The following is a 23,091-nucleotide window of genomic DNA, read 5'->3' on the forward strand; positions in this document are numbered from 1 at the left end:
TGCTCGGTGTCGTTTCGTGTCGGGTTCAGTCGGTCGTCGCAGGCTGCGGCGGAGGTGCGACCTCGACGGTCGCGCCGCGCACGGCGGTCACCACCACGCGCGAGCCGGCGTCGAGGCCGGGATCGGGCCCGATCAGGCGCGCCGTCCAGGTCTCGCCGTTGTCGAGCTTGACCGACCCAGCGCCCTCGACGAACGGCGCCATCACGCGTCCTCCCAGGCCGTAGAGCGCGTCGACGTTGGTCGGATGCAGCACGCTGCTGCGATGGAGGGCCTTCAGCAGCAGGGGGCGGATGGTGAACAGGAGGAGTGCGGCGATGGCCGCAGCGGCCAGCACCTGCGCCCACCAGGGACCGCCGATGAGGTTCACCCCGAGTCCGCCGATGAGGGTGCCCGCGCCGAGCATCAGGAACGTGAACTCCAGCGTGAGCAGCTCGATGATGACGAAGATCAGAGCCAGGACGAGCCAGACGATCCAGAGATACTGCGTGAGATCGGGCAGCACGGCCTGGCTCCTTCCGTGGGGCGCTTCCTCGAACCCTAACACCCCGCTGCGGAGGGGGTCGATTGATAGGCTCGGCGTCATGTCTCACCCCATCCCCGCCGGCACCCTGGCCGGCCGCACCGCCCTCGTGACCGGCTCCTCGCGGGGCATCGGCGCCGACACCGTGCGCTACTTCGCGCAGGCCGGTGCGAACGTGGTCATCAACTTCCGCAACAAGGCGCCCCGCGCCGAGAAGCTCGCATCCGAGCTGCGCGAGCTCGGCGTCGAGGTCCTCGTCGTGGGCGCCGACCTCACCGACGCCGACTCGGTGCGGGAGATGTTCGCGGCGGTGCAGGAGCGCTTCGGCTCGCTTGACCTCCTCGTGCTCAATGCCTCCGGAGGGATGGAGGGCGGCATGGCCGAGGACTACGCGATGACGCTCAACAGGGACGCCCAGGTCGGCGTCCTCGACGCGGCGCTGCCGCTGCTGGGCGACGGCTCGCGCGTGGTGTTCGTCACGAGCCACCAGGCGCACTTCATCCGCACCACGCCGACGATGCCGGAGTACGAGGTCGTGGCGCTGTCCAAGCGCGCCGGAGAGGATGCTCTGCGCGAGCGCATCCCGGAACTCGCCGAGCAGGGCATCGGGTTCGTCGTCGTGTCGGGCGACATGATCGAGGGCACCATCACCGCCACGCTTCTCGAGCGCGCGAACCCCGGCGCCATCGAGTCGCGCCGCGAGTCGGCCGGCAAGCTCTACAACGTGTCCGAGTTCGCCGCCGAGGTGGCCCTCGCCGCGGTCGAGCCGATCCCCGCGGACAACACGCGGCTCATCGGCGACGTGAGCTCCTTCGGCGGCGAGTGACGTGCGCGCACACGACATCGACACCCTGGTCTCGGTCGGACGACCCGCCCTGGCCCCCGACGGCTCGTTCGCGGTGTTCGCGACGTCCCGGCCGGACCTCGTGGCCAACCGCAACGTCGGCCAGCTCTGGCGCGTGGAGCTTCCCGGCGGCTCGCCGAGGCGGCTGACCCGGGGCGTCGCCGATGCGGGCCCGCAGCTGTCGCCCGACGGGAAGGTCGTCGCCTTCCTCCGCGCCGACGCGAAGGGCAAGACCCAGATCCACGTGCTGCCTGCGGGCGGGGGAGAGCCGGTGCAGGCCACGGATGCCCCCGCCGGAGTGTCGTCCTACGCGTGGTCGCCCGATGGCGCCCGCTTCGCCTACACCGCCCGGGTGCCCGAGGCGGGCCGCTACGGCAGCGTCGAGGGCCTCGAGCCTTCGGCAGAGTCGCCCCGTCGCATCACGGGGGTGCGCTGGCACGCGAACGGCCTGGGCTACCTCGCCGACCGCCCGTCGCACCTCTTCGTCATCGACGCGCCGGCGGTCGACGCCGAGCCGTTCTACGAGCCCGCTCCCGCCGTGCGGGGCGCCGAGGAGGAGGCGCCCGCCAAGAAGCTGGTCGCGGCGTCGGCGACTCAGCTCACGGCCGGCGAGGACTCCTATCAGGGAGCCGTGTTCACGGGCGACGGCAGCGAGATCCTGACGGTGCCCGACCGGATCGAGAGCGAGCGCCGCGATCTGCGCGGCACTCTCGTCGCCGTCCGGGTCGACGGCGCGGGGGAGCGGGAAGTGCTCGGCACCGAGCACAACCTGGCCTTCGACGACATCCTCGTCGCGCCCGACGGCACGATCGCCGTGATCGCGGCCGACATGGGCGAGAGCGGGATCGACTTCATCGCCCCGGGCGACGCCCTCTGGCTGGTCGAGGACGGTGCGCCGCGGCGTCTGACCGACCCCGACTCGATCGACCTCGGCGAGGTCGGGTCGCACATCACGGCGCTGGGCGACGACTTCCTCGTGCAGAACCGCACCCGCGGCCGCGTGGAACTGCTGCGGGTGACGCGCGCCGGCGAGGTCACGACGGTCCTCGACGGCGATGTGGAGGTCGCCGGGCATGCCGCCGCACGCATCGACGACGGCGCCGGAGAGCGGATCGTGGCCGCCGTCGCCGCACCGGACTCGTTCGGCGAGCTCGTGGTCGTCGGAGACGGACCGGTCACCGATTTCGGGGCGACGCTGCGCACCGTCGGCGTGACGCGTCCGGTCGAGCGCGAATTCCCCGGTCGGGACGGCTATCCGGTGCACGGGTGGATCGCCGTTCCCGACGGCGAAGGCCCGTTCCCGGTCATCCTCCAGATCCACGGCGGACCCTATGCCTCGTATGGCATACACGCGTTCGACGAAACGCAGGTTCTCGTCGACGCAGGGTACGCGGTCGTCTACTCCAACCCGCGGGGGAGTGCCGGATACGGCCGCGCCCACGGTCGCAGCATCCGCGGGCGGATGGGCACGGTCGACTTCGACGACGTCATCGATTTCCTCGACTCCGCCGTCGCCGAGGACGCACGTCTCGACGGCGCCCGGGTGGGCATCATGGGGGGCTCCTACGGCGGCTACCTCACCGCCTGGGTGATCGCCCACGATCACCGGTTCGCCGGCGCCATCGTCGAGCGCGGGTTCCTCGACCCCGCGACGTTCCAGGGCACGAGCGACATCGGCTCGTTCTTCGGCGACGAGTACGTGGGCACGGGGGCTGACGCGATCGCGGCACAGAGTCCCATGGCCGTCGTCTCCCGCGTGTCCACGCCCACCCTGGTGATGCACTCGGAGCTGGACTTCCGCTGCCCGTTGGAGCAGGCGACCCGCTACTACACGGCGCTCAAGCGCCAGGGCACCGAGGCGGAGATGCTCGTCTTCCCCGGGGAGGATCACGAGCTGACCCGCTCGGGCCAGCCCCGCCACCGCATCGAGCGCTTCTCCGCCGTTCTCGACTGGTGGCAGCGCCACCTGCCGACCTCCTGAGTCTGCGCACGACGCAGGCGCAGGCGAACGACGAAGGCCCCGGGGGAGTGTCCCCGGGGCCCTCGTCGTTCGCAGCGGGCTACTGCTTCCCGAACGTGAACGCGCGGACGATCTGGATGATGCCCAGGACCACGGCCGAGATGCCCAGAATGAGCCACAGCACCAGCGCACCCCACAGCGGGGAGAAGAGCAGGGTGATGCCCGCGAGGATGCTGACGGCGGCGAAGAAGATCGTCCAGCCCTTGGATGCGGCATCACCGAGGGTCGACAGCGAGACGATGCCCTCCATGATCCAGGTGACGCCGACGAGGATGCCGACGAAGGTCGCGAACCAGACGGCCGTGACAGCGAGGTTCGAGAAGGCGACGATGCCGGCGATCACGAACAGGACGCCGAGGACGATGTGGCCGATGCGCGACCACCCGCCCTTGGTCTTGGAGAAGATGCCGAGGCCTGCGTAGACGAGGCCGACGGCGATCGCGTAGATGGCGAAGATGGCGGTGACGACCACCGCGGTCTTCCCCGGCCACACGAGCACGAGGATGCCGAGGATGAGCAGCAGGACGCCGCTCAGGCCGAGAGCGGTCCGGACGCCGTTGACTGCGGCCTTCTCGACGGGGATGTCGGTGGACATGGTGGAGTGCCCCTTTCTGGGAGTTCCCTGAGTGGAACAGCGCCAGGATAGTCCCGTTGGGGGTGCTCTGTGTGGATGCGCGCGGAACCGGTTTCACAAGTCGTCACGTGGGGGAGAGGACGAGCGTGATGGTCAGCAGCACCGGGACGCAGCCGACAGTGGTGAGGAACACCGTGTCGCGGGCGATGGTCTCGCCGATGTCGAACCGCTGGGCGTAGTTGAACACGTTCTGCGCAGTCGGGAGCGCTGCCAGCACGGTGACGACCAGCACGTCGGCCGGCGCGAGTCCGAACGCGAACGTCGCCACGGACCAGGCGATGGCCGGCATGACGAGAAGCTTCAACGCCGTGGCGAGCAAGACGTCGCGGCGGCGGCCTCGCGCACCGAGGACGCGCTGACCGTGGAGGGAGATCCCGTACGAGATGAGCATGACCGGCACGCAGGCGTTGGCGAGGAGGACCGCGGGCTCGAGGACGACGGGCGGGAGCTCGATCCCGGAGACGGAGACGAGCACGCCGAGCACCGAGCCGACGACGACCGGATTGGTGACCGTGCGCCGGAGGATCGGGAACACGCGTCGCTGACCGGTGGAGATCGCCTCGAAGATCGCCATCGTGATCGGCGTGAAGACGATGAGCTGGAGGAGGATGATCGGTGCGGGGTATGCCGCGCTTCCGAGCAGATACAGCGACAGCGGGATGCCGATGTTGTTCGAGTTGACCTGCCCGGCCGACAGCGTTCCGATGAGCGTCTCACCGACGCTCCGGCGCCACCAGAAACGCGCGATGAGACCGTAGACGGCGAAGATCACCACCGCCGCGATCGCCGACACCGGGAGCAGCGCCGAGAACAGGGTGTGCACGTCGGACTGGGCGAGCACGACGAACAGCAGGAACGGCGACAGCACGAAGAAGACGAGCCGTCCCAGCACGTGGCGGGCGTGCGGACCCAGCAGGTCGATGCGGCCCAGGATCCACCCCACGAGGATCGCGACACCGACGACGACGAATCCGGTGAGCACATCCAGCATTCCTCGAGCCTAGGGCGCCGGGCAGGCAACGCGAGGCGGCAGACTCGCCGATAATGCACATTATGTCAGTTCGTGGAACGGGAGCCTTCGTGCGCGTCTCGCCCGCGCTCCCCTGCGGACTCCGAGGTGAGGGGCGCTGCACGGCGCGCAGACACGCCGTGCAGCGCCCCTCATGACGCGGTCAGTGGCGGAAAGACCACTTGTGCCATGCGCCCTTGACGATCTCCACGATCGTGCCCGGCACCTGCGGTGCGGACGGATCGAGCGCGATCGTCGTCCCCGCCCACAGCGATCCGTCGCGACCGGACTCGACCGCGACGACGTTGGCCAGATCGAGGTAGTGCGACTTCTTGCCGTGCGTCACCTTCGTGATCTTCCCGGCGAAGTACTCGGCGACATAGATCTCCCCGCGCTTTCCGAGCGCGAGGTTGGTCGCTCCCGCGAAGCCGTCGGCGAGCCTGGTGATCTTGCCGGTCCACGGGTTGAGCTTCCACAGCGCGCCGCGCGCGCCGAATGCCGGGATCTCCGGTCCCCCGGGCAGCGTCGTGATGTACAGCATCCCGCCCGGTCCCACCTCGACATCCGTGGGCACGGCCTCGAACCGGTACGTGACGCCGATGACGCAGTCGGGCAGCCCGACGGCCGCCGCCATCTCTGCCGTGATCGTCGCCGGCTGTGCGGGAAGGACGGCGAGCGTGCGGATACCGCCGCGCTTGTCGACGGACAGCAGGGCGTTCGCCCCGGCGTCGGCGACGACCCACCGCTTGCCCCACTGCGCGACAGAGTACGCGTGAGAGTCGACGACGCCCGTGTAGCTGACGGGGAACCCCGCCGCCGTGAGCGCGTCGGCGACGCACGGACTCGGATCGGCCACCCCGTAGGCGGTGTCGCCGTCGGGGTTCTGAGCCGTCTCGTACGCGAGCGTGTCGGCGTAGACCTTGGAGCCGCGCGGCCCCCACAGGTTGAGCCCGCTCTCGGTGATCGCGCCCTGCCCGCCTTCGGTGGTCGTGAACGCGAGGGTCTTCCCGTCGCGTGAGAGCTCGACGCCGGCGGCGCCGGGTGCGCTGCTCGCGACCGGCTTCAGCGCACCGTCCCTCGACAGTGTGCCGACGACGTTCGCGAACCCGTCCGCCACGTAGACCCGCTTCCCGGCGAGGTCGATGTTGAACGGGGCGACGACCTCCGTGGACCGGACCTCCGGGTCCGGAGCCGGCCGATGCTTCTGGCCGGCTGACGCCATGGCTGGCGTGGCGAGGACGAGCCCGAGCGCGGCAATGCCGGCCACGAGCATGCGAGTACTTCTCATGACACCTCCGAATCCGGCCCGGCGGCGTCGCCGGGCGATGGGCTCCGGGCGGAAGCGGCTCCCCTCAGCTGCCGTCCGGCGTCGAACACGAGCCGTGCCACGACGACGTGTCGGCGACGCGGGGCGACCCGGCGCTCATGATGGTCCTCCCCCCGCGGCGCGTCAAGAGGGGTGGTCGCGGGGCGAACGCGTCCGTCCGCCCCGCGCACCGTCTACGACAGCCGGAGGTCGGTGAGGCAGGTCGGGTCGTCCGCTCCTGTGGACACGTCCGCCACCACGGACATGCCGTCGTACTCGACGGTCAGCGTCCCCTCGGTGCCCCGCGGCAGCCACAGGCCGATGAACCCGTTGTCGTTGCTCGTGAGCACCTCGTCCACGATCACGGCGCCGTCCGCATCCGTGAGGGTGACGGCCATCTCCGTGTTCCGCAGCTCCCCCACGCACGTCGTGAGACTGTGGAAGTAGCACTCATGGGTCTGGTCGACGTACGGCGCGAAGGAGAGGTAGAACTCCTCCCCCAGCGGAACGGTCCGCTCCTGCCCGTCGGCGCCGGTGAAGAGGACCTCGCCCGGGCGGACGGAGGCGATCAGATCCGCGGATCGTCCGTCGAGCGGGGTCTTCTCCAGCCGATCGATCGCCTCCTCGACTGTCAGTCCCCCGAGTCCGTAGCTCGCCAGCGGATCGAGGAGCTCGCGCATGGTCGCTATCTCCTCGGTCTGTGCGTCGACGATCGCCTCGGCCATCCCGAGGGCGGCGGGGAACCGCCCCTCCTCCAGCTCGGTCTGCGCCATGTCGATCGCGCCTTCGTGGTGGACGATCATCTGCTCGAGATACAACCGGGAGATTTCGTCCTGGCCGGCCGCCTCCAGCTCGTCCATGTCCGACTCCGACATCATGCCGTCGCCGTGGTCCATGTCGTGCATGAGGTCGGACGAGGGATCGGCTCCCCAGTCCTCCAGCCAGCCGCGGAGCGTCTCGATCTCGGGGCCCTGCGCGTCCTTGATCTGCTGGGCGAGCATCGCTACCTCGGGGTCGACCTCGCCCGCGGCGAGGACGAGGTCGCTCATCTCGATGGCCTGTTCGTGGTGCGGGATCATCATGGTGGCGAACATCACGTCCGCGTCGTTGTGTGCGGCGTCGGCCGCAGGGGTGTCGGCGCCCGCGCACCCGGCGAGGAGCAGAAGTGCGGTGAGGGCGGATGAGGTGGTCAGAAGCGCGCGCGTCGTGCGCATGAGGTGTCTCCAAAAGTCGATCGGTCGATGGGTGTGAGTGGGCCGGGGCGGCAGAGCGCCCGCGGAGACTCACGTCCGACTGATGGAGAGCTCGACGAGGTCGGGCGCCGCGGGGCTCGCGACCGCACGTGGGGGGATCGCCCGGAGAAGCAGCACGTCGGCTGTCGGCAGGGCCCAGGCGCACGCCACGGGCGGGAGAGGCGATCCGAGGGCGGGAAGCACGGTCATCCCGCAACCGGCGCCCATCCCGGCGTGCGGGACGGGCGCTTCGTCGGCGCACCCCGGGCAGTCGTGGATCGTCATGACCGGCGCGTCGTGGTGCGCGTGATCGGCTGCCGCCACCGGCGTGGCGTGCATCGCCGCGAAGCCTGTGACGATGAGCAGGATGAGCACCCAGCGCCACACACCCGCCCCGGTGGTCGGGGCGGGTGAGGCGGTGGGTGCCGTGATCATGTGATGGCGCTCAGGAGTCGAGCACGGCGCGCGTGCCGGCTTCGGGGCTGAGATCGATGCGCCGGAGCAGCTGAGCGTTCAGCGCGACCACGACGGTGGACAGCGACATCAGGATCGCCCCCACGGACATGGGGAGGACGAAGCCGAACGGCGCGAGGACGCCCGCGGCGAGCGGGACGGAGATGAGGTTGTAGCCCGCGGCCCACCACAGGTTCTGCGTCATCTTGCGGTAGGCGGCGCGCGAGAGCTGGATGACCGAGAGCACCGACCGAGGGTCGGAACTGGCGAGGATGACACCGGCGGAGGCGATCGCGACGTCGGTGCCCGCGCCGATCGCGATCCCGACGTCCGCCTGCGCGAGCGCCGGCGCATCGTTCACCCCGTCGCCGACCATCGCCACCTTGCGACCCTCCCGCTGGAGCTCGGCGACCGCGCCGGACTTCTCCTCCGGCCGGACCTCCGCGAAGACGCGGTCGATGCCGAGCTCCTGACCGACGGCGTGGGCCACCGAGTGCGCGTCGCCGGTGATCATCACCACCTGCACGCCGAGCCGGTGGAGGGCCGCCACGGCGTCCCGGGACTCCGGGCGCACTTCGTCGGCGAGCTTGAGGCCGCCGACGACCTTCCCCTCGCGGGTGACGTGGAGGATGATGGCGCCGTCCGCGCGCCACGCGTCGGCCTGGTCGACCTCTCGGCCGCCGACCTCGTCGAGCAGCCGGGGGCCGCCCACGCGGATCTCCGCGCCGTTCACGGAGGCGGTGACGCCGATCGACGGCGACGAGGAGAAGCCGCTCGCGGGGGGCACGTCGAGTCCCTTCCGCTGAGCCGCGCGCACGATCGCCTTCGCGAGGGGATGCTCGCTGTCCCTCTCGGCGGCGGCCGCCAGCGCGAGCACGGTGTCCGCATCGAGCTCGCCGGACGTTCGCACCGCGACCACGGTCGGCTCCCCCGTGGTCAGCGTGCCGGTCTTGTCGAAGAGCACGGTGTCGACGGTGCGCATGCTCTCGAGCGCCAGCCTGTCCTTCACCAGCACGCCGCCCCGGGCCGCGCGCTCGGTCGCGATCGACACGACGAGGGGGATGGCGAGGCCGAGCGCGTGCGGGCACGCGATGACCAGCACGGTGATCGTGCGGACGACCGCCTCATCGGGCAAGCCGAGCACGCTCCAGGCGATGGCGGTGAGCGCGGCCGCGATCAGCGCGAACCAGAACAGGAGCGCGGCGGCGCGATCGGCGATGCGCTGCGCGCGGCTGGAGGAGTTCTGCGCATCGGCGACCAGTCGCTGGATGCCGGCGAGCGTCGTCTGGTCGCCCGTGGCGGTGACCTCGACCCGCAGTCCCGAGTCGGTCGCCACGGTGCCCGCGGTCACCCGGTCGCCGGCGCCTCGGGCGACCGGCCGCGACTCGCCGGTGATCATCGACTCGTCCAGGTGCGCGCGTCCGTCGACGATGCGACCGTCCGCGGGGATGCTCCCCCCGGGACGGACGACGACCACATCGCCCACGCGCAGATCGCCGGGGGCCACGGGGACGAGTGCATCGCCCTCGACCCGCTCGGCCTCGTCGGGCAGCAGCGCCGCAAGCGTATCGAGGGCGGAGCGGGTCTGGGCCAGCGATCGCATCTCGATCCAGTGGCCGAGGAGCATGATCACGATCAGCAGCGCCAGCTCCCACCAGAACTCGAGCTCGTGATGGAGGACGCCCAGCGATGCCCCCCACGACGCGACGAAGGCCACGGTGATCGCCAGCCCGATGAGCAGCATCATGCCGGGCCGGCGCGACCGCGCCTCGCTGACCGCGCCGGTGAGGAACGGCGACCCGCCCCATACGTACATGACCGTCCCGAGCACTGGCGCGACCCAGCGGGCCCACCCGGGCACCTCGTACCCGAAGATCATCGCGAACATCGGCGACAGCAGAACGACGGGCACGGCGAGGATGAGGTTGATCCAGAACAGCCGGCGGAACCTGCCGACGTGGTCGCCGTGTCCGGCATCGTCGCTGTGGCCGGCGTGGCCGGCGTGGTCGCCGTGGTCTGCGTGTCCCGCGTGAGCCGGCTCGGCGTGGTGGTCGTGTGTCGTCGACATCATGATTCCCTTCGGGAGCGTCTGCTTCCCCGAGCAGAACCATAATACCCCCCGGGGGTATTCCCCACCAGGGGTCGCCGGGAGATCTCCCCCGGCGTCTCCGCTGGCGTCGCGGGATTAGAGTGGCGGGATATCGCCTCAGCGGATCACCACGCGCAACTCCCGGTTCCAGGTGTGGCAGGCGCTGCTCGGCAACCGCTCCAAGAGGCACAAGCTGGGCGCGTTCGTCGTTCAGGGAGTGCGCCCGCTGAGCCTGGCCGTGTCGCGCGGGTGGACCATCGAGGCGCTGCTGTACGACCCGGATCGGCGCGCCTCGGCGTGGGCTGCCGACGTACTCGCGACGGCACCGGGCGAGCGCTTCGCCCTCTCCGCCGAGCTCCTCGGCGAGCTCGGCGAGAAGGACGACGACATCCCCGAACTCGTCGCGATCGTGGCGATCCCCGATGACGATCTCGCACGGGTGCCGGTGGCCGACGACTTCCTGGGCGTGCTGTTCGACCGCCCCAGCAGCCCCGGGAACCTCGGCTCGATCATCCGGTCCGCCGATGCGTTCGGCGCGGCGGGCGTGGTGGTGACAGGCCACGCCGCCGACCCGTACGACCCGGCGGCGGTCCGGGCGAGCACGGGCTCGCTCTTCGGGATCCCGACGGTGCGGGTACCCTCACCCCGCGAGGTGCTCGCGTGGGTCGAGGCGCGGCGAGCAGCCGGCATCCCGCTGCAGCTGGTCGCCACCGACGAGGACGGCGACGCCGATGTGTTCGACATCGACCTGACGGCGCCCACGCTCCTGCTGATCGGGAACGAGACCGCCGGCCTGAGCGCCGCGTGGCGCGAGGCGGCCGACCGCACGGTGCGCATCCCGATCACGGGGTCGGCGAGCTCGCTCAACGCCGCGAACGCCGCGAGCATCGTCCTGTACGAAGCGGCTCGCCAGCGCCTGGCCCGCGCCGCCGGCTGAGCGGCTCATCCGAGCCGGAACATGCGGATGTGCCGGTGTCCGTGGCGGAACGACCGCGTCGCGGCGGGGAGCGGGCGCAGGTCGTCGCGGGCGGTGGTGCTGAACACCACCACCGAGCCGCGCGGAAGGACGCCGCCGAGCGTCTCGAGCGCGCGGCGCGCCGGGGCCTCCGACGCCGACGCCCAGCCGGTCTGCTGTCCGTACGGCAGATCGGTGAGGACGACGTCGATGCCGTCGAGGTCGAGGGCGGCCAGCGACGCGGCGTCCGTGACGTCCGCGGGGGCGACCTCGACGCGGAGGCCGTCCGAGCGACCGGGAATCGCCAGGAGCCGGTCCGCGGACGCCAGGCGGCGAGGATCGGCTCCCCGCTCGGCGAGTTCCCGGCGGCGCGCGACGAGCCCCGTCGCCGAGGCGAGTGCGAGGTTCCTCTCGGCGAGCTGCAGGGCATCGTGGTCGACATCGGTCGCCAGCACGCGGGTCAGAGACGAGGGGCGCAGCAGCGCCACCGTGGCGACCATGCCCCCCGCGCCGCACAGCGGATCCCACAGTCCCACGCGGTCCTTGCCCGTCATGGCCTGCGCCCGGGCGAACAGCTCCAGCGCGAGGCGCGACGGGAACCCCGGATGGCCCGGGGCCGAGTGGAGCACCACGCCGCCGCCGACATCCTCGTAGGACGCGTCGGGGGCGTGCTCGAACTTCACGCCGCTCCCCCGTCGTCGACCGCACGGCGCAGCGCGCCGAAGACGAACTCCCATCCCTGCCGGTAGCTCTCCGCGGGGGCGTCGTCGCTCCACGGTCCGGTGTGGCGCAGCCTGACCCGGCAGCCGCCTCCGACGCGGAGCAGCTCCAGGTCGCACGCCTCGTCGACGCTCTGGCCGTCGGCGTCGGACCAGCGCCAGGTGAAGGCGAGGTGCGAAGGGGCCTCCACGGCGAGGTACCGGCCTTCGACGACGATGCCGGCGCCGGGCGCGGCGAAGCGGTAGGAGCCCCCCGGCCGCACGTCGGCAGCGATCTCGACGTCGTCCCAGTGGTTCCACCACCAGCGGCGGAGTCCCGAGGCGGACGCGAAAGCAGGCCACACCTCTTCGGGGGTGCGCGGAAGGTCGATCTCGATCTCCAGCGGCCGCGCGGTCATGCCGGCCCAGGCGCTCGTCGCGGGCGCTGGCTGCTCGCCGCCGAACAGCGCGACCAGGGCCCCGAGATGCAGTTCCCAGCCTCCCCCGTAGTCCGCGGCGTGGTCGGGTTCGCCCAGTCGGTGCTCGAGGGTGAGGAATGTCCCCTCGCCGTCGGCGCGGAGTGTCACCGCGACGACACTCGGCTCCTCGGTGTCCCACTCCCAGTCGAGGAGGAGAGTCTCGGGCGGGACGCAGCTCCTCACCCGCGCCTCGGCAGGACTGTCGGGGGCGTCCGCGACACGGACGGTGACACGATCGGGGTCGAGGGCGTCCCGCTCGACCGCTCCCAGCCAGCGGGTCAGCCGGACGGGATCGGTGAGGGCGTCCCACACGTCGCGAGGCGGCGCGGCGTAGCGGCGGGCCAGGGTGACGACGGGGCGCTCCCGGCTCCCCGTCAGGCTGCGGGAGAACGGCTCCAGGGTCATCGCGGGCCTCCATGTGCGTGTTCCGGACGGGCGAGAGAGGCACCGGGGTCGTCACCGTGGTCGCCGGGGGCGGCCTCGTGGCGCCCGCGGTGCAGTTCGGTCTCGAGGGCGTCGAGTCGCTGCGTCCAGCGCGCACGCTGGCGCTCCACCCACGCGGCGGCGTCGTCGAGGGCCTCGGCGCGCAGTGCGTACAGGCGCCGGGCGCCGTCCGGGCGCACCGTGGCGAAGCCGCCCTCCCGCAGTACCCGCAGCTGATTGGAGACCGCCGGCTGGGAGATGCCGAATTCACCGCGGATCACCTCGGTGATCTCCCCCGACGCGCACTCCCCCTCGGCGAGGAGCTCGACGATCCGCCGGCGGACCGGGTCGCCCAGCAGGTCGAAAGCATTCATCACTCACTTATATCAGCACATAGTGATGCACACAAGCGGCGAGAGGCGGAACAATGGGCGGATGGGTCGCTCGCGCATCCGGATCGAACTCGTCCCCGACGGCGAGGACTTCCCCGAGGCGCGGGCCTGGCGCCTCGAGACGGACGGGCGCGATGTCGGCCGCCTCAGGGCGGCCCGGGCAGACGGCGACGTGAGCATCCACGTCGAGGTCGCTCCGGACGCGCGGCGGCGCGGGGTGGCCCGCGTCGCGGTCGGCCGGGTGCTCGGGATGGCGCCGTGGGGTGCGGAGGTCCGCTACGTCGCCGTCCTCGCTCCGGACGACCTCGCCGGCGCCGCGCTCGCTCGAGCCCTCGGCTTCCGCGAGAGCGATGTCCCGCAGGGCGCCGCCGCAGACGACGCGGACGACGCGGACGACCGAGCCGGGCGCCGGCTCTGGGTGCGGCCGGCGCCGCGGCCGCGCGCCGCCGCCGATGACATCGCACGGTTCCTCGACGCGTCGGGAAGGATCGACCGTTACCCCCTGCGCGCGGCCGACCGAGGGGAGCTCCTGCAGTGGGTGGCCGCGCGGGCGCTCCCGGCCGGTGTCGTGCTCGCCGAGAGGCGCGTCAACGAGCTGCTGGCCCCGTACGCCCCCGGTGAGGATGTCGCGGCCCTGCGCCGGCATCTCGTCGATCACGGCCTCGTCGACCGGACGGCATCCGGATCGGAGTACGTCCGCACGGTGTGAGCGGTCAGCCGAGTGCGGCGGCCTTCGATTCCAGCACCCGCCGCTGCGCCTCGTTGGAGGTCGCCCCGGCCGCACGGACGAACTCGGCACGCGCCTCCTCTCGCCGTCCCAGTCGCGCCAGGAGCTCGCCCCGCACGCCCGGAAGAAGCGGCGACCCGTTCAGCCTTCCGCCCGACGCGATCTCATCGACGATCCGCAAGGCGGTCGCCGGACCGGTCGCCATCGACACCGCGACCGCGCGATTGAGCTCGACGACCGGGCTCGGGGCGATCCTCCCGAGCGCCTCGTAGAGCACGACGATCCCGTCCCAGTCGGTGTCGTCGATGTGCGCGGCGACGCTGTGGCACTCGGCGATGGCCGCCTGCAGCGCATACGACCCTCGCGCGCGCCCGGATGCCGCCGCGTCGGCGCGACGGAGAGCCGCGCGCCCCCGGGCGATCTGAGCCCGGTCCCACCGTGACCGGTCCTGGTCGGCGAGCAGCACCGGTTCGCCCGCCGCGTCCTCGCGGGACGCGAAGCGCGAGCGCTGGAACTCCATCAGCGCCACGAGGGCGTGCGGCTCGGGCTCGCGGGGAAGCAGTCCGCTGAGCACGCGGCCCAGCCGTAGGGCCTCGTCGGCGAGGTCGGGCCGCATCCACCTCGCGCCGGTGGTCGCCGCGTAGCCCTCCGTGAAGATGAGGTAGACGACGCCCAGGACCCCCGACAGCCGATCGCGCCACTCCGACGGATCGGGCGTCTCGAACGGGACCCGTGCCGCGGCGAGGGTCTTCTTCGCCCGCGTGATGCGCGCCTGCACGGTGGCGACGGGCACGAGGAGCATCCGCGCCACCTCGGTCGTCGTCAGCCCGCCGACGATCCGCAGGGTGAGGGCCACCTGCGATTCCCGCGACAGGGACGGATGGCACGCGGTGAAGACGAGCCGGAGGAGGTCGTCGTCGATCGGCTCCCACGCGTCCTCCCCCGCTTCGCTCAGGTCGTGCGCGAGGAGGCGGTGGCGTTCGTCGAGTCGTTCGCGACGCCGCCACGCGTCGATCGCCCGTCGCTTCGCGGTCGCCGTGAGCCAGGCCCCGGTGTTCGCGGGGATCCCGTGCGCCGGCCACGACACGAGGGCCTCTGCCAGCGCCTCCTGCGCGACGTCCTCCGCCTGGCCGAGATCCCCCGTCATCTTCGCGAGTGACGCGACGATGCGGGGGCCCTCGATCCGCCAGACGGCCTCGATCGCGCGGTGGGCGTCGAGCGACATCAGACCGTGCCGAGCTGTTCGCGCCAGCCGGCCTCCTTCTGGACGTACTCGTTGTCGGCGAAGTCCGCGAAGTCGGACTCATCCGTGATGCGGCGCACCTCGAGGGTGTTCCCCGGGCCGAGCGGGCAGCGCTTGGCCCACTCGACGGCCTCCTCCGCGGTCGCCGTCTCGAGGATCCAGAAGCCGTTGAACAGCTCGTGCACCTCGCCGTAGGGGCCGTCGGTGACCAGCGGCGGCTCGTCGGCGGAGAACGTCACGAGATAGCCGGCCTCCGGCGCGAGACCGTCGCCCCCCGCCAGCACACCGGCCTTGATGAGCGACTCGTTGTAGGCGCCCATCGCGTTGATCACCGCCTCGAAGTCCATCTCCTTCGACGCCTCGAGGGCCTCGGCGGTGGTCCGCATGATCAGCATGTGCTTCATCTGTTCGTCTCCTTCGTCGGGGGCGCTGTCTGCACCCTCCCACTATGACGTCGAACGGCGATCGACGAAATCGACATCGCCGATGACGACGTCCCCGACCTCACCGCAGCGGCGTCCACCCCGACGGAAGGGGACCCGCGGGATCGCTGCGCTCGCGGTCGGCTTCCGCAGACCACCCCTGCGCCGCGCCGGGGCGGCCGACAGGCCCGCGGGCGAGCCGGACACCCACATCGTCGTGGTGCATGCGCGGCGCTCCTCCGCGCCTGGTCCCCGCGCGCACACTCCATGCGTCATCGGCGAACCCGCCGCCCCGGAACACGCGGTACTCGCCGTAGCGCGCGGGATCGAGGAGATCCCAGCACCACTCCCACACGTTCCCGAGCGTGTCGAACAGGCCGTGGAGGTTGGGAAGCTTCCCGCCCACCTCCTGCGGGGAGCTCACCCCGTCGGCGCTCGTCCAGGCGATCTCGGCGAGCGGCCCGTAGTGCGGCCCGGTGGATCCGGCGCGGCACGCGAACTCCCACTCCGCCTCGGTCGGCAGCCGGAAGCCGTCGGCGTCGACATGCCAGGCGACCTCCTCGCCGTCGAACGTGTAGGCGGGGTCCAGGCCCTCCCATTCGGACGCCGCGTTGCACAGCCTCACGGCGCGCAGCCACGAGACATCGGTCGCGGGGCGGCGCGGGTGGACCGCCGTCTCCCCCAGGAGCTCCGCGAGCTGCTCCTGCGTGACGGCGAACACCCCGATCTCGAACGGCTCGAGCTCCACCGTGCGCCGCAGCCGACGACGGGCGTCGTGGAGCTCGACGCGACCCGCCGGGAGCGGGGCCATCTCGATGTCGGTCACCGGGGAACTCTAGCGCTCGCTAACGTGGATCACGTGACCGCCGCCTCCCCCTCCGCAGCCGGCTCGGGGGCCCGGGCGGGGGCGCGGGCCTGGATCATCTGGACGGTCGGCGTCGCCGCGTACGTCCTCGCCATCACCAACCGCACGTCGCTGGCGGCGGTCGGCGTCGACGCGGCCGAGCGGTTCCAGGCCGACGCCGCCACGCTCTCCCTGTTCGCCGTGGTCCAGCTGGCGATGTACGGCGGCATGCAGATCCCCGTCGGAGTGCTCCTGGACAAGTACGGCGCGCGGCCAGTGATGACGATCGGCATGGTGCTGATGGCCGTCGGGCAGCTCACCATGGCGCTGTCGCCGAGCGTCGGCGTCGCCATCCTCGCGCGCGTGCTGCTGGGCGCCGGCGATGCGGCCGTCTTCCCGGGTGTTCTGCGGCTCATCGCGCTGTGGTTCCCCGCGCAGCGCGCGCCGGTCATGGTGCAGCTGACCGGCATCGTCGGTCAGGGCGGCCAGCTCGTCGCTCTGATCCCGCTCGCCGCCCTCCTCCACGCCACGTCGTGGACGATCGCCTTCGGGAGCATCGCGGGGCTGGGCGTGCTGTTCGCCGTGCTGGTGGCCCTCCTCATCCGCAACCGACCCCCGGAGCTCGGCGCCGATGTCTCGGTCGACACCGACACCGGCGCGATCCGCGTGGTCACATCGTCGATCGACACGGGCGTCGGCATCCGCGCGGCGTGGGCGCACCCCGGCACCCGCCTCGCGTTCTGGTCACACTTCACGTCGCCCTTCGCGGGTACAGCGTTCATCCTGCTGTGGGGCATGCCGTTCCTCACGGCAGGCGAGGGCCTCAGCAAGCCGGCCGCATCGGCGATCGTGTCGACCTATGTGGTCGTCGGGATGATCGTGGGGCCTGTGATGGGCGACCTGTCACGGCGCATCCCGCATCTGCGCTCGCGCGTGCTCGTGCTGCCGTCGATCGGCGTGCAGCTCGTGGCCTGGGTCGCGGTGATCGCGTGGCCGGGCCCGGCGCCGCTGTGGCTGCTGTACGCGCTCGCCGTGGCGCTGGCCATGGGCGGTCCCGCGTCGATGATCGCGTTCGACCATGCGCGCACGCACAACCCGGCGCACCGGCTGAGCACGGCGACGGGGGTCACCAACGCCGGGGGGTTCCTGGCGGCGCTGCTGGCGATCCTGATGATCGGGCTCGCCCTCGACCTGCAGGGCGCGGGAACGCCGGCGACCTACACGCTCGACGCGTTCCGGCTGGCCTTCCTGACCCAGGTGCCGCTCTGGGTGATCGGATCGGCGTTCATCGTCGTCGAGCGGCGGCGCACCCGGATCCATATCGGTATGGACCCGCCGCGCCGCCGCTGACGATCGACTCAGACGACGGGGTCTCCCGACGTGCTCGACTCGGTGCGGGTGACGCGCTCGCCGGCGACGGGGTCGACGGTGCGGGTCACGGACTCGGTGGAACGGCGGCGGACCATGAGGACGATTCCGATGAGGAAGACGAGGAAACCCGCTCCCATCAGGATGTAGCCGATCATGTCGAGGTTGACGAATTCGACGTCCACGTTCACGGCGAAGACGAGAATCGCGCCGATGACGAAGAGGGCGATGCCTGCTCCGATACTCATGTGACACTCCATTCGGGTCGGTGTGAGCCCATCATGGCGGCGCGCCCGCCCGTCGCGGCAGGGGCTTGCACGTGCGCCCGGAGAGGCGCTATGCGGGGACGACCTCCGACCAGGCGGCGAATTTGGGGTCGCGGCCGTCGCCCGACGACGTCCCGGTCAGGCGGCGCCGCACCCACGGCCCCAGGTGATCGCGCATGTACTCCCCCCGCGCGAGGCGCACGGCCTCCGGGAGCAGCGGCTGCGACCACCATCCCTCGGGCACCTGCTCGCCGAGGGCGTCCAGCACGCGGGCGGCCACGCGGTGGTGGCCACGGCTGTTCATGTGCAGTCGATCCTCCGACCAGTACGAGGGGTCCGACAGCTCGGCATCCGGCCAGTTGAGGGCGCGGACGACATCGTCGCGCTCCCCCAGCCGCTGCACGACGGCCGCCGACATCAGATCGCCACGTCGCTGGATCACGCGGCTGAGGGGAAGCTGGCCCGACGGGTTCGCGCCGGACAGGAGGATGAGCGTCACGCCCTCCTCGTCGCAGCGTCGCAGCACGTGACTGAAGGCGTCGGCGATGTGGGAGATCGAGGTGCGCGGTCGCAGCATGTCGTTGCCGCCGCCGTTGAACGAGAGGTGGGTGGGTCCGAGCGCAAGAGCGCGCTCCAGCTGCTCGCGGACGATCGGCCACACGAGCTTCCCGCGGATCGCCAGGTTGGCATAGGAGATCGGCTCGCCGCGCGATGCCGCCCAGCCCTGGGCGACGAGGTCTGCCCAGCCGCGCACGGTGCCGTCGGGAAGCTCGTCGCCGACGCCTTCGGTGAACGAGTCGCCGATCGCGACGAAGCGCACGGATGCCATGCTCTCCAGCATACGGACGCGTCGAGGGCGGTCGGTCAGCGGTCGTCGAGCGCCACTCCGCGCGCTTCGCGCAGACCCCAGACCGCAGCCGCGGCGACGGCGAAGAAGACGGCGAACACCACGAACAGCAGCGGCGCCCCGCCGAGCGCGAGCAGCGGAGGCACGCTCAAGGGGGCCACGATCGAGGCGATCCGACCCACGCCCGCCGCCCAGCCTGCGCCCGTGGCCCGCAGCGACGTGGGATACACCTCGGGGGTCACGGCATACAGCGCGCCCCACGCGCCGAGCGTGAAGAACGAGAGCGCCATGCCCGCACCGATGACCGCCGCCTCCCCCGTCGCCGTGCCGAAGAGGACGGCGGCTGCGACCGACCCCGCGAGGAACACCGAGAGCGTGACGCGGCGCCCCCACACCTCGATGAGCCACGCCGCCACCGCGTATCCGGGCAGCTGGGCGAGCGTGATGATCAGCGTGAACCCGAAGGACTTCACGAGGTCGTAGCCCTGGGCGAACAGGATCGTCGGGATCCAGATGAACGCCCCGTAGTAGGCGAAGTTGAGGCAGAACCAGACGACCCACAGGCACGCGGTCCGCAGGCGGAACTCCGCTGCCCACAGCGCGGCGAGGCGCTCGCGGGTGGTCGCCGCTGTCGGCGCGACCCCCGATGCCGCCCCCGATGCCGCCGCCGGTGCCGACGCGGTGGTCGTGCGCGTCGGTGCGGCGCCGGTCCCCTCGAACCGCGACACGACGGCATCCGCCTCCACGTGACGCCCCTGGCGGGCGAGCCAGCGTGCCGACTCCGGCAGGCCCCACCGCACGACCAGGGCGTACACGGCCGGGATCGCCCCGATGGCGAAGGCCCACCGCCAGCCGTCGTCGCCCAGCGGGATGACGAAATAGCCGATGAGGGCGGCAGCCGTCCAGCCCACCGCCCAGAACGCCTCGAGCAGGACGATCAACCGGCCGCGCATGCGGGTCGGCGCGAACTCGCTGACGTAGGTGCTCGCGACGGGCAGTTCCGCTCCGAGGCCGAGACCCACGAGGAATCGCAGGACGAGCAGCACCGCGAGCCCGCCGACGAGGGCGCTCGCCCCCGTGGCGACGCCGTAGACGAGCAGGGTGATCGCGAACACCGACCGCCGGCCGAGCCGGTCGGCCAGCAGCCCTCCGACGCTGGCGCCGACCGCCATGCCGGCGAAGCCCGCCGAGGCGATCCACGAGGCCTCCGTGCCGGTCAGATCCCACTGCACGACGAGGGCCGTGATGACGAAGGAGACGAGCCCCACGTCCATCGCGTCCAGCGCCCAGCCGAGCCCGGACCCCGTCAGCACGCGCAGATGCGCGCGTCGGAAGGACAGTCCGTCCAGCCGGGTGGCGACGTCGGCCGGGGTGCCGCGGGTGACGAGAGTGCCGGGTTCGGCGGAATCGGTCATACCGAGAATGCTACGGATGCCGGAGCGGCCGTGGTCACTCCGCGAGCAGTTCGGCCACGCGCGGCGCCACCTGCGTGCCGTAGAGCTCGATCGAGTGCATCATGCGCGCGTGCGAGAGCGTGCCGTTGGAGTACTTGAGATCGAACCGGTCGGCGCCGAGCGTGCGCACGGTGTCGGCGATCTTCTGCGCCACCCGCTCCGGCGAGCCGGCGTACACCGAGCCCTCCGGACCCACGTCGTGCTGGAACTGCAGACGGCTGTAGGGCGGCCAGCCCCGCTCCGCGCCGATGGCGTTGCGGTTGGCCTCCATCGCGGGGTAGAGCTCCTCCCAGGCCTGTTCGTCGGTGTCGGCGATGTGCCCCGGCGAGTGGATCCCGATGGGGAGGCGGTCTCGCCCGAAGGAGTCCAGCGAGCGGTGGAAGAGGTCGACGTAAGGACGGAACCGGCCGGGGGCGCCGCCGATGATCGCGAGCATGAGGCCGTACCCGTACCGTGCCGTGCGCACCACCGACTCGGGCGAGCCTCCGACGCCGACCCAGGCGGTGAGGCCGCCCTCGGTCTTGGGGAAGACGTCCGCCTCGTGCAGCGGGGCGCGGGTGGTGCCCTGCCAGGTGACCGGCTTCTCTGCCATGAGCTCGGCGAACAGCTCCAGCTTCTCCTCGAACAGGACCTCGTAGTCCTTCAGGTCGTAGCCGAACAGCGGGAACGACTCGATGAAGGAGCCCCGTCCCAGGATCACCTCGGCGCGGCCGCGGGAGACGGCGTCAAGGGTCGCGAACCGCTCGTAGACGCGCACGGGGTCGTCGCTGGACAGGACGGTCACCGCCGTGCCCAGACGGATGTCGCTCGTGCGGGCCGCAGCGGCGGCGAGGACGATCTCCGGGCTGGACACCGCGAACTCGTGCCGGTGGTGCTCCCCCACGCCGAAGAAGTGCAGTCCCACCTGATCCGCGAGGACCGCCTGGTCGACGGTGTCGCGGATCGCCTGCGCGTCGGACACGCGCTCGCCGTCCTCACCGTGTGTGACGTCGCCGAATGTGTCGAGTCCGAGATGCACCGTGCTCATCGCTGTCGTCCTTCTGCCGTGATCTGTATGCCGGTGAATGGAACGACGCCGGATCCGCGAGCATTCCCGCGGATCCGGCGCCGTTGCGGTCTGACACGGTGAGCCCGAGGGCCCTTCGGCTCGTCAGCCCTGTGTTCTCACGCCTGGGCGAGCGCCATCCGGAGCGTGTCCAGGCCCACACCGCCCAGGCGCAGCGCCCGCATGTGGAAGCGCTTGATGTCGAACGCGTCGCCCTCGCGCTCGGCGACGTCGTCGCGGATCTGCTCCCAGATGCGCTGCCCGACCTTGTACGACGGCGCCTGTCCCGGCCAGCCCAGGTAGCGATTGACCTCGAACTGGATGAACTCGTCCGACATGTTGACGTTGCGGCGCATGAACTCCAGCGCGAAGTCCGCGTCCCAGCTCCCCGCCCCGTCCGGACGGGGCTTCTCGAGGTGCACGCCGATGTCGAGCACGACACGCGCCGCGCGCATGCGCTGACCGTCGAGCATGCCGAGCCGGTCGGCGGGGTCGTCCAGGTAGCCCAGCTGCTCCATGAGGCGCTCGGCGTAGAGGGCCCAGCCCTCGGCGTGGCCGCTGGAACCGGCGAGCAGGCGGCGCCACGAGTTGAGCTCCGAGCGGTTGTAGACCGCCTGGGCGATCTGCAGGTGGTGCCCCGGAACGCCCTCGTGGTACACCGTGGTCAGCTCGCGCCAGGTGTCGAACGAGGTCACACCCTCGGGCACGGACCACCACATGCGTCCCGGGCGCGAGAAGTCGTCGGTGGGCCCGGTGTAGTAGATGCCGCCCTCGTTGGTGGGGGCGATCATGCACTGCAGGTGGGTGATGGGCTCGGGGATGTCGAAGTGCGTCTTGCCGAGCTCCGCCACGGCGCGGTCGCTCGTCTCCTGCATCCACTTCTGCAGCGCGTCGGTGCCGTGGAGCTTGCGCGACTCGTCGCCCTCGAGGAAGGCGACGGCCTCCTCGACACTGGCGCCGGCCTTGATCTCCCGTGCGATCGACTCCTGCTCGGCGACCATGCGCGCGAGCTCCTCCAGGCCCCACTCGTAGGTCTCGTCGAGGTCGATGACGGCGCCGAGGAAGCGGCGGGAGTGGAGGGCGTACAGGTCGCGGCCGACCGCGTCCTTCTCGGACGCCTCGGGGGCGAGCTCGGTCGCGAGGAACGACGCGAGCTCGTCGTACGAGACGCGCGCCGCGTTGGCGTTGTCGGTGAGGTCGCGCGCCAGCGACGCCGGGAGGTTGCCCTCGGCGGGCGCGGCTTCGCCGGCGAAGGTCGCGAAGAAGCCGTTGTCGGCGGTGTAGCGGGCGATCTGCGTGACGACCTCGGTCACCTGGCGACGCGCGGGGACGACGCCCTCGGCGATCCCGGCGCGAAGGGTCTCGATGTAGCCGTGGATCGCGGCGGGCACGGCGCCCAGTCGGGCCGAGACGACCGACCAGTCCTCGACGGTGTCGGTGGGCATGAGGTCGAACGTGCTCCGGATCTCCTGCGCCGGCGAGGCGATCACGTTCACGTCGCGCAGATGCGCCTTCGCCTCGTGGAGGTCGATCATGAGCTGCAGGTCGCCGGCCAGGTCGGCCTTGGTGACGACGTCGACCTGGTCCACCGGCTCGGCGGACTGCAGAGCGGCCAGCGTCGCCCGCGCGGCCTCGTAGCCGCGCTCCGCTCCGGCGGGAGACAGGTCGTCCAGCCGGTCGTTGTACTCGAACCGGCCGATGTAGGTCGCGAGGCCGGGCGAGAGCTCGGCGGCGGTGTCGACCCAGGCGTCGGCGATCGCGTCGATCGGGGTGGGGGTGCGCTCTTCTGAAGCGCGCTGTGCGTCAGTCATCCTCCGAGCC

General features: G+C 71.5%; 23 protein-coding genes. 5 read left to right on the forward strand and 18 right to left on the reverse strand.

What is annotated here, in order from left to right:
- Window positions 1-25: 25 nt before the first annotated feature.
- Window positions 26-502 carry an NfeD family protein gene (locus ACPWUT_RS06270; protein ID WP_425841729.1) on the reverse strand — a complete coding sequence of 159 codons (477 nt, stop codon included), beginning with the start codon at window positions 500-502 and terminating at the stop codon, window positions 26-28.
- Window positions 503-581: 79 nt separating this feature from the next.
- Between ACPWUT_RS06270 and ACPWUT_RS06275 the strand changes: the two genes are divergently transcribed.
- Together ACPWUT_RS06275 and ACPWUT_RS06280 are read left to right on the forward strand one after the other, a co-directional pair.
- Window positions 582-1,346, forward strand: coding sequence for an SDR family oxidoreductase (locus ACPWUT_RS06275; RefSeq protein ID WP_284527062.1), 765 nt, complete (start codon window positions 582-584; stop codon window positions 1,344-1,346).
- Window position 1,347: 1 nt separating this feature from the next.
- Complete coding sequence (locus tag ACPWUT_RS06280; protein ID WP_425841733.1) at window positions 1,348-3,345, forward strand: S9 family peptidase; 1,998 nt, start codon at window positions 1,348-1,350, stop codon at window positions 3,343-3,345.
- 79 nt (window positions 3,346-3,424) lie between these two features.
- On the opposite strand, the gene ACPWUT_RS06285 is transcribed toward ACPWUT_RS06280, so the two are convergent.
- From ACPWUT_RS06285 to ACPWUT_RS06310, 6 genes are all read right to left on the reverse strand, one after another.
- Window positions 3,425-3,979, reverse strand: coding sequence for an HdeD family acid-resistance protein (locus tag ACPWUT_RS06285; RefSeq protein WP_284527064.1), 555 nt, complete (start codon window positions 3,977-3,979; stop codon window positions 3,425-3,427).
- A 103-nt stretch (window positions 3,980-4,082) separates the two neighbouring features.
- Window positions 4,083-5,009 (reverse strand): AEC family transporter, encoded by a 927-nt coding sequence (locus ACPWUT_RS06290; RefSeq protein ID WP_425841736.1) that lies wholly within the window; start codon window positions 5,007-5,009, stop codon window positions 4,083-4,085.
- 181 nt (window positions 5,010-5,190) lie between these two features.
- Window positions 5,191-6,315: a ScyD/ScyE family protein gene (locus ACPWUT_RS06295; protein ID WP_425841739.1), complete on the reverse strand. Its 1,125-nt coding sequence runs from the start codon at window positions 6,313-6,315 to the stop codon at window positions 5,191-5,193.
- Window positions 6,316-6,527: 212 nt separating this feature from the next.
- Window positions 6,528-7,547 carry a CueP family metal-binding protein gene (locus tag ACPWUT_RS06300; protein WP_425841742.1) on the reverse strand — a complete coding sequence of 340 codons (1,020 nt, stop codon included), beginning with the start codon at window positions 7,545-7,547 and terminating at the stop codon, window positions 6,528-6,530.
- A gap of 69 nt (window positions 7,548-7,616) precedes the next feature.
- Window positions 7,617-8,000 (reverse strand): hypothetical protein, encoded by a 384-nt coding sequence (locus ACPWUT_RS06305; RefSeq protein ID WP_425841745.1) that lies wholly within the window; start codon window positions 7,998-8,000, stop codon window positions 7,617-7,619.
- Between the two features lie 10 nt (window positions 8,001-8,010).
- On the reverse strand, window positions 8,011-10,089 hold the full coding sequence (locus tag ACPWUT_RS06310) for a heavy metal translocating P-type ATPase (RefSeq protein ID WP_425841748.1): 2,079 nt from the start codon (window positions 10,087-10,089) through the stop codon (window positions 8,011-8,013).
- Between the two features lie 142 nt (window positions 10,090-10,231).
- On the opposite strand from ACPWUT_RS06310, the gene ACPWUT_RS06315 reads away from it, so the two are divergent.
- A complete protein-coding gene (locus ACPWUT_RS06315) occupies window positions 10,232-11,044 on the forward strand; it encodes a TrmH family RNA methyltransferase (protein ID WP_425842206.1) in 813 nt (270 codons plus the stop codon).
- A gap of 5 nt (window positions 11,045-11,049) precedes the next feature.
- Here the strand turns inward: ACPWUT_RS06315 and ACPWUT_RS06320 are convergent, their stop codons facing one another.
- Genes ACPWUT_RS06320 through ACPWUT_RS06330 form a run of 3 tightly spaced genes read right to left on the reverse strand, consistent with a single transcriptional unit; the run spans window position 11,050 to window position 13,036 of the window.
- Window positions 11,050-11,745 (reverse strand): hypothetical protein, encoded by a 696-nt coding sequence (locus ACPWUT_RS06320; RefSeq protein ID WP_425841751.1) that lies wholly within the window; start codon window positions 11,743-11,745, stop codon window positions 11,050-11,052.
- Window positions 11,742-12,644 carry an SRPBCC family protein gene (locus ACPWUT_RS06325; protein ID WP_425841754.1) on the reverse strand — a complete coding sequence of 301 codons (903 nt, stop codon included), beginning with the start codon at window positions 12,642-12,644 and terminating at the stop codon, window positions 11,742-11,744. The genes ACPWUT_RS06320 and ACPWUT_RS06325 overlap by 4 nt, the downstream gene beginning before the upstream one ends.
- Complete coding sequence (locus ACPWUT_RS06330) at window positions 12,641-13,036, reverse strand: ArsR/SmtB family transcription factor (RefSeq protein ID WP_425841757.1); 396 nt, start codon at window positions 13,034-13,036, stop codon at window positions 12,641-12,643. The genes ACPWUT_RS06325 and ACPWUT_RS06330 overlap by 4 nt, the downstream gene beginning before the upstream one ends.
- 61 nt (window positions 13,037-13,097) lie before the next feature.
- Between ACPWUT_RS06330 and ACPWUT_RS06335 the strand changes: the two genes are divergently transcribed.
- Window positions 13,098-13,763 carry a DUF2087 domain-containing protein gene (locus tag ACPWUT_RS06335; RefSeq protein ID WP_425841761.1) on the forward strand — a complete coding sequence of 222 codons (666 nt, stop codon included), beginning with the start codon at window positions 13,098-13,100 and terminating at the stop codon, window positions 13,761-13,763.
- Window positions 13,764-13,767: 4 nt separating this feature from the next.
- Here the strand turns inward: ACPWUT_RS06335 and ACPWUT_RS06340 are convergent, their stop codons facing one another.
- From ACPWUT_RS06340 to ACPWUT_RS06350, 3 genes are all read right to left on the reverse strand, one after another.
- On the reverse strand, window positions 13,768-15,006 hold the full coding sequence (locus ACPWUT_RS06340; RefSeq protein WP_425841764.1) for an RNA polymerase sigma factor: 1,239 nt from the start codon (window positions 15,004-15,006) through the stop codon (window positions 13,768-13,770).
- A complete protein-coding gene (locus ACPWUT_RS06345; protein ID WP_284527085.1) occupies window positions 15,006-15,428 on the reverse strand; it encodes a YciI family protein in 423 nt (140 codons plus the stop codon). The genes ACPWUT_RS06340 and ACPWUT_RS06345 overlap by 1 nt, the downstream gene beginning before the upstream one ends.
- Window positions 15,429-15,528: 100 nt before the next feature.
- On the reverse strand, window positions 15,529-16,272 hold the full coding sequence (locus tag ACPWUT_RS06350) for a formylglycine-generating enzyme family protein (RefSeq protein ID WP_425841767.1): 744 nt from the start codon (window positions 16,270-16,272) through the stop codon (window positions 15,529-15,531).
- A 33-nt stretch (window positions 16,273-16,305) separates the two neighbouring features.
- Here ACPWUT_RS06350 and ACPWUT_RS06355 point away from each other — a divergent pair, with 33 nt between their 5' ends.
- Entirely contained in the window at window positions 16,306-17,640 is a 1,335-nt protein-coding gene (locus ACPWUT_RS06355) for an MFS transporter (protein ID WP_425841770.1), read from the forward strand.
- An 8-nt stretch (window positions 17,641-17,648) separates the two neighbouring features.
- Here ACPWUT_RS06355 and ACPWUT_RS06360 read toward each other — a convergent pair whose 3' ends face one another.
- From ACPWUT_RS06360 to ACPWUT_RS06380, 5 genes are all read right to left on the reverse strand, one after another.
- Entirely contained in the window at window positions 17,649-17,906 is a 258-nt protein-coding gene (locus tag ACPWUT_RS06360) for a DUF6458 family protein (RefSeq protein ID WP_284527088.1), read from the reverse strand.
- Between the two features lie 88 nt (window positions 17,907-17,994).
- Complete coding sequence (locus ACPWUT_RS06365; RefSeq protein ID WP_425841775.1) at window positions 17,995-18,753, reverse strand: SGNH/GDSL hydrolase family protein; 759 nt, start codon at window positions 18,751-18,753, stop codon at window positions 17,995-17,997.
- A gap of 35 nt (window positions 18,754-18,788) precedes the next feature.
- Complete coding sequence (locus tag ACPWUT_RS06370; protein ID WP_284527092.1) at window positions 18,789-20,186, reverse strand: MFS transporter; 1,398 nt, start codon at window positions 20,184-20,186, stop codon at window positions 18,789-18,791.
- Window positions 20,187-20,220: 34 nt separating this feature from the next.
- On the reverse strand, window positions 20,221-21,252 hold the full coding sequence (locus ACPWUT_RS06375) for an LLM class flavin-dependent oxidoreductase (RefSeq protein WP_284527094.1): 1,032 nt from the start codon (window positions 21,250-21,252) through the stop codon (window positions 20,221-20,223).
- 137 nt (window positions 21,253-21,389) lie between these two features.
- Entirely contained in the window at window positions 21,390-23,081 is a 1,692-nt protein-coding gene (locus ACPWUT_RS06380) for a DUF885 domain-containing protein (protein ID WP_425841780.1), read from the reverse strand.
- Window positions 23,082-23,091: the final 10 nt, after the last annotated feature.

It is taken from the genome of Microbacterium sp. PA5 (assembly GCF_049860775.1).
Classification (GTDB): domain Bacteria; phylum Actinomycetota; class Actinomycetes; order Actinomycetales; family Microbacteriaceae; genus Microbacterium.